This is a genomic window from Oleiphilus sp. HI0132, from assembly GCF_001635845.1.
In genome coordinates this window covers 1-6,425 of the sequence record NZ_LWGJ01000812.1, presented here as the reverse complement: position 1 = coordinate 6,425, position 6,425 = coordinate 1, and the positions used below count along the sequence as shown (strand labels likewise).

Here is a 6,425-nt window from a genome sequence, read left to right as displayed (position 1 = left end):
TATAGGAATATTTAACAGATTTTCACATTTTTATGTGACTTCTAAAAAGCATTAATACTCACTTTATTGAGTAAAGCAATTAATTAAAGCAGGCCAGACGTTGATTCACGCCTTTCCAAAAAAGCACATGATAGCCGCCAGCCTCACCGGCGCGGTAATGACACTTGTACTTGCACTGAGCCCTAGCAGCAAAGTCAATGCAACCAGAACGTCCATCGAGATTGATCTAGATAACCAGGTTTTGTCTAGCAGCGAGAGCGTTAAAGCATTAAACACGCAAGAGCCCAGCCAGCAGCCCCTGATTGCCAGCCCAACGCCTAAAGTCGAAAACTGGCAGAGTTTTGATATCAAATCAGGCAATACATTATCAACACTATTTGCTAAAGCCGGGTACAACGATAAAATCATGTACTCCGTTATACACTCGTCGAAAGCTGCAAAGCAGATTGCTAACATTTACCCTGGCGAAAAAATCGCCTTTCTTAACGATGAGAACGAGCAACTTTCCCAAATCAAACTGGTTCGCTCCCCCCTTAAGTCAATTGTATTTAAACGGGATGAAAACAATTCTTTCACTAAAGAAGTTGTTACTCGCACCCCGGATATTCATATCGCCTACGGTGAGGGAACTATAGAAAGCTCATTATTCCTTGCAGGGCAAAAGGCCGGGCTCTCACAGTCGCAAATTATGGAGCTAGCCAATATTTTCGGCTGGGATATCGACTTCATTTTAGATATCCGCTCCGGCGACAAGTTCAACCTAATCTATGAAGAGTTATACCTAGACGGAGAAAAGTACAAAAACGGCAGAATTTTAGCGGCCAACTTCCACAACCGTGAACGAGAACTTTCTGCCGTCCTCTATGAACAAGAAAACGGCATTAGTAATTACTTTACTCCTGACGGAAAAAGCATGCGGAAGGCCTTTATCAGAACGCCTGTCGACTTCGCTCGCATCTCCTCACGCTTCAACCTGCGTCGCAAGCACCCTATTCTACATAAAATCAGAGCGCACAAAGGCACTGACTACGCCGCGGCGACCGGCACGCCAATCAAAGCTACTGGTGACGGCAAGGTTATTCATGCAGCCAGAAAAGGTGGTTACGGTAAAACTGTCATCATCCAACACGGACAAAGCATCACCACTCTTTATGCTCACATGAATGGCTACGCACGCGGCATCCGCTCGGGCAAGCGCGTTAAGCAAGGCCAAATCATTGGCTATGTCGGTAGCACAGGACGTTCAACAGGGCCCCATCTTCATTATGAATTTAGAGTTAACGGTGTCCACAAAAACTCTCTAAAGGTGAAACTGCCACACGCGAGCCCTATCCCTAAAAAGGAGCTTGCTCGCTTTAAGAAAGCAACACACTCACACTTGGCACAGCTCGAGACCTTTTCAGAAAGTTATCAAGTCGCCTCTAATCAGTAAGTACAGATAGAGTCCCTGATATGGCAGACAAACTATATATAGGCGTCATGTCTGGCACCAGCATGGACGGAATCGATACCGTCCTTGCCTCAATATCTGAAAACAAAACCACCGGCATTGAATCATTTAGCGCACCATTTTCAAGCTCGCTTAAGTCGAAACTTCAGTCATTGTCACTACCAGGCGACAATGAGATAGACCGCCTTGGCGAAGCCAGTGTCGAGCTAGGTGAAGCTATTGCGGAAACCGTGAACGATTTACTCAAGAAAGCCAACAAGAATAGTAGCGATGTTTGCGCCATCGGTTGTCACGGACAAACAATCAGACACCGCCCTGAGTCAAGCAAACCCTTTTCACTCCAGATAGGCGACCCAAGTACAATCGCCCACATCACTAATATCACGACGATTACCGATTTCAGAATGGCAGATATGGCCGCGAAGGGGCAAGGCGCACCATTAGTCCCCGCATTTCACCAAGCAGTATTTGGCGACTCAAACGAAACGAGAATCGTTGCCAATATTGGCGGCATCGCGAACATTTCAGTGCTCTCAAAAACAAAGAACAAGCTATCCGGCTACGACACAGGCCCCGGAAATATGCTTATGGACCTATGGATTCAAAGCCGCTTAAAGAAAGCGTACGATCATAATGGCGACTGGGCGAGCACAGGGTCTGTTATCGAAGATTTATTACAGGGTTTTCTCGACGAGCCCTATTTCAAACAAACAGCACCCAAAAGCACCGGTAAAGAACTGTTTAACTCAGCATGGATAGCCAATAAGATTGCAAACAGCACATTCCAAAGCGAAGATATTCAGCGCACGCTACTCGAGCTAACGGCCAGCACAATTAGTAACAGCATCATCACCAGCACTAATGGTGATGGCTGCGACATCTTCGTCTGCGGCGGCGGCATCAATAATCAACTACTAATGACTCGCCTCCAAAACCTGCTTCCAAGCTATCGCTTAAGTTCAACCCTCGACCTGGGAATAGACCCGCAATTGGTTGAGGCCAGCGCTTTCGCCTGGTTAGCAAGACAAACACTGAACAACCTGCCAGGCAATGCCTGCTCCGTTACGGGAGCAAGCAAGAGCAAAATATTAGGTGGAATTTACCCCGCTTGAAGCGATTCCTTCGAAGCCTCTTCCGTATTTTGTTCTGGCTGCCACTTCTTTATTAACCCCATAACCTTGTAGCCTTTTACCCCCATCATTGCGCTAGCAGTCATCACACCTGCCATCAATGCGCCACCAACACCCGCAGTCACTACATCAGCACCGGTAAGGTAGAAGTTTTTAATCGGCGTTACCGGATGCAACCACGCCTGTTCAAAGCGCTCTACGCTATGGTCAATACCATAAATCTCGCCTTCTTCATTCCATTGAAACCATTGAGTCGAAAGCGGCGTCGAAAGCTCAACATAATCAAGAGCATCTTTTAATTGTGGCATTTGCTCGTAAAGCATATTCATCAATTTTTCAGTAAGCTTCACCTTAAGCGCTTCGTACTCTTCCCCGCGCTTATTCCAGGTCGACCCTTCCCATTCCGCAAACCACTCTGGCTTACAGGGTGCTACAATCTCTGCCGTAGACTTTCCAGGATAGCGTTCATTCCAGCTTGGATCTTTTGCTGAAGGAAAAGAAATATAGGTAAGCGGCAGTTCTGCTTCCAAGCTCTCATTGAACTTACTTACATTGTCATCATGATCACTCGTCGGGTATATCCAGAAGTTTTTCTTAGGTATCCCTAATTCTTTTGCCGTACCTTTAAAGCCCGCGTAAATACATATATGCGACGAGGAAATCTCCACTCTTTCTAACAACTTATTCAGTTTATGCTTTTTGATAGCCGACTCTGGCAGCAATTTATTCACCGTGGGATATAAACCAGCGCAACTTACCACTGCATCAGCCGTAATTTCCTGACCTTTCTTCAGCCTTACGCCATAAGCTTTATTGTTTTTGATGAGAATTTCATCCACACCAGCATAGGTAAAGACATTTCCTCCTGAACGCTGAATCACTGGAATAATTGTCTCTGCAATTTTTGCTGCCCCCCCAACCGGGTAACTACCACCATTCAAGTAATGCTTCGCCACCATCGCATGCATCATGAATGATGCTTTCTTAGGAGGTAAACCATAATCCCCCCACTGAGCGGTTAAGACGCCGATAAGTTCTTCGTTATCAGTAAGCTCTTTCAGCACCTCGTAAGTTGTTTTATAGAAATAATCCGGAAGAAATTTATGGCGAACGCGGTTATAGAGCAAACCTGCCATTCTGGGCATTGCCTGTCCGGCAAAGAATTTTGGCACAAGAGAGCTTACCCTATATAGAAGCTCCACATACTTATCGATAGCTTCAGTCTCTGATGGAAAATTCTTCTTCATCTCGTCTTTGAAAGCGTCTTTTCCCGCTAGGTAGTTATACTCTTTACCGCCTATAATCACTTGATCGAAAAGCGGGTCCATCTCTTCCCATTTGAGCTGACCATCTGTGATCACATCAAACAAACGGCGCAGCACCGTCCAAGGCTTATGAACCTCACCAATATAATGAACACCAACATCCCACTCATAACCATTGCGCTCATAGGCGTGCGTGTAGCCACCTGCGGTATAGTGCTGTTCTAGCACACAAACCTTCTTTCCCAACTTTGAGAGTAAGGCCGCATTTGCCAGGCCACCTATTCCGGAACCAATAACAATCACATCATAATGATCATCTGCTTTGTTTTTTCTATATCGAGTTCCAGTTCGCACCATTATTTCTCTCCACTGCATCAATCAGTCAAAAACACAAAAAACCAAGCTCACGACAAGCTCATTATTTCGACATATTACCTCGCAAACAAATTATTATGCAACTTATTGCATATTGAAAAATAATATATACTAGCCAATGTCTATTCAATTTAGAGCTGAGCCATGTCCTTAAAACACGCCATTCTCGTATTATTAGAAACCGAACCAGGCAGCGGTTATGACCTATTAAAACAATTTAAAGAAGGACTAGGGTATTTTTGGAATGCAAGCCACCAGCAAATTTATCAGCAACTAAAAGTTCTTTTAGAGCAGGATTTTATCTCCTGCAACAATATAAAACAGACTGATAAACCCGATAAAAAGGTTTACGACATCACAGCAAAAGGCGTTGAAGAGCTCAAGCAATGGCTATCGGCGCAGGTAAAACCGAATAAAACCAATGATGCCCTCTTGGTAAAGGTTTTTGGCGGCCACCTTATCGATCAAAACAACTTGTTAGAGGAAATTGAAGCGCATCAAGCGCTACACCAAAAGACATTACAAAGCCTTCTATCGATAGAGCAGAGCTACTTAAGCCTGCCCCCAGAGAAGCAAGCCAACTATAAACTTCCCTACCTTACACTAAGGCGCGGAATCATTGGTGAACAAGCCTGGTTAAGCTGGGCAGAGGAAGCCTTAGAGTCGATCAAAAAATAATCAAAGCTTTTTTTCTCAAATCTGCGTATAATTGCCGCCCTTTTATTCTGTCCTCGCGTCAGAACCATTTTATCGATAGGCATTCCTAACTATGACAGACTCCACGCCTCAATTTGAGCAACTTGGTCTCCCCGAAAATATCTTAAAAGCCGTAAAGGAACTTGGATACGAAACCCCTTCTCCAATCCAAGCTCAAGCAATACCCACACTTCTTAGCGGCAAAGACATTTTGGGTCAAGCTCAAACCGGCACCGGAAAGACTGCAGCATTTGCCCTCCCTTTACTTGCAAATATCGACGCAAACAAGTCTGAAACGCAAGTATTGGTGTTAGCCCCTACACGCGAGCTAGCGATTCAGGTTGCTGAAGCATGTCAAAGTTATGCGAAACACATGAAGAACTTCCATGTTCTTCCTATTTACGGCGGCCAAAGCTATAGCAACCAGTTACGCCAGCTCAAGCGCGGCGCACAAGTGGTGGTTGGCACTCCGGGACGCGTCATGGATCACATGCGACGCGGGACGCTGAAACTCAACACCCTAAAAACCTTAGTACTTGATGAAGCAGATGAAATGCTACGCATGGGCTTTATTGATGATGTTGAATGGGTATTGGAACACACACCCGAGGATCGGCAAATCGCCCTATTCTCTGCGACCATGCCTCGCGAGATTAAGAAAGTAGCCCAGAACCACCTCACAGACCCAGAGATCATTAAAATCGCTGATAAAACAGCGACGGCAAAAACCATCAACCAGCGTTATATGATGACCTCCGGCATCGATAAGCTAGAAGCTTTGACTCGCGTTTTGGAGATGGAAACCTACGATGGTGTCATTATTTTCGTACGTACTAAAATTGCCACCGAAGAGCTTGCGTCAAAACTTAACGCTCGCGGTTATTCGGCGGCGGCTCTAAACGGCGATATAGCACAAGCGGCCCGAGAGAAAACAGTAGACCGCCTAAAGAAAGGTGGCATCGATATCCTTATCGGAACTGACGTTGTCGCGCGAGGTCTGGATGTGGAACGCATCAGTCACGTCATCAACTATGACGTTCCTTACGATACTGAAGCCTACGTTCACCGAATTGGCCGAACAGGCCGCGCCGGTCGTTCAGGTGATGCAATACTTTTCATCACACCACGTGAAAAGCGCATGCTTCGCTCTATTGAGAAGGCAACGAGCCAAGCTATTACACGAATGGATGTGCCGACAGCGAATGTCATTAATCAGATTCGCGTAGACCAGTTCAAGAAAAACATCCTGGAGCTACTTGAGTCTAACGACACCAGCTTTTTCCAAGAGATCATCGAAACGCTCATTGAAGAAAGTCATGCAGACCCGATCAAAATTGCTGCTGCACTCGCTCATATCAATAATGGTAATCGTCCCTTCTTGCTTGATCCGAATAGCGATAGAAAGATCAACAAACCCGAGCGAGAAAGGGAACCAAGGGAACCAAGAGAAAGAGATAGCCGAGGCGGTATGGATAAGTTGAAAGCCGCTCCTCGCCCACTAAGGGATCA

At 45.7% G+C, this 6,425-nt stretch carries 5 protein-coding genes; 4 read left to right on the top strand and 1 reads right to left on the bottom strand.

The window, feature by feature from the left end:
* The first annotated feature begins 157 nt into the window (after window positions 1–157).
* Window positions 158–1,432 carry an OapA family protein gene (locus A3766_RS09380; protein ID WP_197476256.1) on the top strand — a complete coding sequence of 425 codons (1,275 nt, stop codon included), beginning with the start codon at window positions 158–160 and terminating at the stop codon, window positions 1,430–1,432.
* 20 nt (window positions 1,433–1,452) lie between these two features.
* Entirely contained in the window at window positions 1,453–2,562 is a 1,110-nt protein-coding gene (locus A3766_RS09375) for an anhydro-N-acetylmuramic acid kinase (protein WP_068513055.1), read from the top strand.
* Here the strand turns inward: A3766_RS09375 and A3766_RS09370 are convergent.
* Complete coding sequence (locus A3766_RS09370) at window positions 2,550–4,202, bottom strand: NAD(P)/FAD-dependent oxidoreductase (protein WP_082880411.1); 1,653 nt, start codon at window positions 4,200–4,202, stop codon at window positions 2,550–2,552. The genes A3766_RS09375 and A3766_RS09370 overlap by 13 nt on opposite strands.
* Before the next feature lie 162 nt (window positions 4,203–4,364).
* Here A3766_RS09370 and A3766_RS09365 point away from each other — a divergent pair, with 162 nt between their 5' ends.
* Window positions 4,365–4,898: a PadR family transcriptional regulator gene (locus A3766_RS09365; protein ID WP_068513060.1), complete on the top strand. Its 534-nt coding sequence runs from the start codon at window positions 4,365–4,367 to the stop codon at window positions 4,896–4,898.
* A 91-nt stretch (window positions 4,899–4,989) separates the two neighbouring features.
* On the top strand, window positions 4,990–6,425 hold a 1,436-nt coding region (locus A3766_RS09360; RefSeq protein ID WP_068642131.1), incomplete at its 3' end, for a DEAD/DEAH box helicase.